The organism is Paraburkholderia sp. NMBU_R16 (assembly GCF_013282575.1).
Lineage (GTDB): Bacteria > Pseudomonadota > Gammaproteobacteria > Burkholderiales > Burkholderiaceae > Trinickia.
On sequence record NZ_JAAAYE010000159.1, the window covers coordinates 1 to 2243 of the forward strand.

Genomic DNA, 2243 nt, shown 5'->3' on the forward strand with positions numbered 1-2243 from the left:
CCGGCCTCGGCTTCCTTCAGAAACCCGATGATTTGCTCTTCCGTAAAACGCTTCTTCATGTTCGTCTTCTTCTCCGAAAACGAACTTTACTAGGTTCTGACTGGCCCGGTTTGTTGGGGGCAGGTCATGCCTACCCGGAAAAGGTTCTCCCTCTCCGTAGCTGTGGGGTGTTTTACATCGTGAAATGCTGTCGCGTATGCAACCTTGAGGGCGTCCTCTCCTTAGCTCCCGGCCTTTTTACACCGTGAAATCCGCCGCGTATGCAGCCCTGAGGGCGTCTAACTGGTTGCAAGCATCTACGTAGGCAATCTCCATCGCGGCAATCTCGGTGCGAATGCTTTCAGCCTCCCGCGCATCGCCTATGTCGTCTGCGAACTCAAGCGCATCGTCGAGCGCGTCCCAAGCTGCGTCGAGCGCGTCTATGTCGTGCTGGATCGCTTCCAAAGTTACCGGCTCATCGTCAGGCATAAGGGCAAAGGAGGGCGATTTGCGGATTGCTGCTACTGCTTGCGCTACGTTATTCATGGTCTGCCTCGCTGAATGTTTCGTTAGGACGGCTAGTCGGTTAAGCAAGGAGACTCGCTAAAGAATCGCCCTTGACGAACCGATTTCCTCGCCGGTCCGCTTGCGCTCCTCATGCGCTGCGCTACCGTCGATTCGTGCCGGGTCTGCTAGGACTAGCTGTATTCCGGCTTCGCATTGGTTTCCCTCCGCGACCCCCTAGCTTCGCTGTTATCGTGGCTGGCTCTAGGTAGCCTCTCCGTGCCGCTGGCCCTGTCAGGAGCCGTTGCCCCGTCCCTCTGATCCGGTCGCCGTGCCGGGAGGTGCTGCACACATCAGGGAATGAAGTATAAACATAAAGATGACTATGAAAATAGCGATGCAAGGATGAGTTTGTTTGATCTTTGATAAATATAATTACTATAAGTAATAAAAATGAGGCTGAGACGTGCTACACTCGTGGCATTAAACATGCAGAAGGTGATGAAAATGCCAAGAGGACGACCCGCGAAGGCGCCGGCGCGCTCCCTCAATGTTCGGGTCGAGGTGTCTGATCTGGAAAAGCTGGCCTTGCTCCAGACCATTACCGGGAAAGCAACTGCGGAAGTGGTGCGCGACGCCATCAAGCTATACATCAAACTCAACGATGGAAAACTGAGGGAAGCCGGAGAACGTCTAGCACAAGGGAAGCCGGTTCGTGCCCGTTGGCCGATGACGCAGGAGGAGCGCGAGGCTTACGACGTTGCTGCGAAGCCAGAGAACCACTACGACAGCGCAGAAGAATGGGATAACAACTGACGCGGACGGTTAGTGCTAGACTCCCACGCAAGCGCCCCGTGATGAGCAACGGAACTTGTCCACCGGGGCGAAACAGGAGTAAGGGACAAGGCAAATCAGCCTTGATTTCATTAACATTTTACGAATCCCCCTCTCTCCGCCAGTCAAGCTTCTCAGGCGTTCTCGCCGGCTCCCAGGAAATCTCGCTCAGCCTTATCTGGCGGGCAAGTTGGGGGTGTCGATCTTCTTGCGTCCTCTCAGCGCTACTCGCACAATCGCACCATCAGTTGGGGGTAGGATTGGGGGTAGAAAATGGGAGCTTCTGGGAAGCTCCATCGGTTGAGCGCGTTGCAGGTCGCGCGTGAAGTCGATCCAGGTTATTACGCCGATGGCGGCGGTCTTCATCTACAGATCACTCTGAGCGGTTCTCGCTCGTGGATTTTCCGATATCAACTTGCCAAGCGCTCTCGTGAGATGGGCCTCGGAGCGTTGTCGTGCGTTCCGCTTGCCGAGGCGCGGGCCGAAGCGGCTCGTTGCCGGAAGCTGTTGTCCGAGGGCGTTGATCCGATGGCTCTGTCGCATTAACGAGGACGAGTAGAAGCGGTGCGAATTGAAAGGCAGGACATCGATGATGGCAAAGACGAAGAAATCTCGCTCAACGTTGCCCACTGGCGCGGGCAGCGTGCTGAAGCGGCTGCATTATCCGCTGGAGGTGATTTTGCTGTGCGTACGCTGGTACGTGGCGTACGCGCTGAGCCTGCGCAACCTGGAGGAGATGATGGCCGAGCGGGGAATCGAGGTCGATCACTCGAGTGTGCACCGCTGGGTCATCAAGCTCGTGCCACTGTTTGAAAAGTCGTTTCGCCGACACAAGCGTCCGGTAGGCAAGAGCTGGCGCATGGACGAGACCTACGTGAAGGTCAAGGGCCACTGGAAATATCTGTACCGCGCCGTCGACAAGCAAG

The 2243-nt window shown here is 56.2% G+C and carries 3 protein-coding genes and 1 pseudogene; 3 read left to right on the forward strand and 1 reads right to left on the reverse strand.

Features of this window, described 5'->3' with window-relative positions:
* Positions 1–237: 237 nt before the first annotated feature.
* Complete coding sequence (locus tag GWC77_RS27415; RefSeq protein WP_173262532.1) at positions 238–525, reverse strand: hypothetical protein; 288 nt, start codon at positions 523–525, stop codon at positions 238–240.
* A gap of 447 nt (positions 526–972) precedes the next feature.
* Between GWC77_RS27415 and GWC77_RS27420 the strand changes: the two genes are divergently transcribed.
* The 3 genes and pseudogenes from GWC77_RS27420 to GWC77_RS27430 form a co-directional block, all read left to right on the forward strand.
* Positions 973–1299: a hypothetical protein gene (locus GWC77_RS27420; RefSeq protein WP_173262535.1), complete on the forward strand. Its 327-nt coding sequence runs from the start codon at positions 973–975 to the stop codon at positions 1297–1299.
* 291 nt (positions 1300–1590) lie between these two features.
* Positions 1591–1848, forward strand: a pseudogene (locus GWC77_RS27425) (Arm DNA-binding domain-containing protein); the annotation flags it as partial.
* Positions 1849–1909: 61 nt separating this feature from the next.
* The coding region (locus tag GWC77_RS27430; RefSeq protein WP_173262538.1) for an IS6 family transposase at positions 1910–2243 on the forward strand (334 nt) is incomplete at its 3' end.

Bases quoted from the DNA above. Each gene is read 5' to 3' on its own strand.
- GWC77_RS27415 (WP_173262532.1), bottom strand. From the start codon at position 525: ATGAATAACGTAGCGCAAGCAGTAGCAGCAATCCGCAAATCGCCCTCC.
- GWC77_RS27420 (WP_173262535.1), top strand. From the start codon at position 973: ATGCAGAAGGTGATGAAAATGCCAAGAGGACGACCCGCGAAGGCGCCG.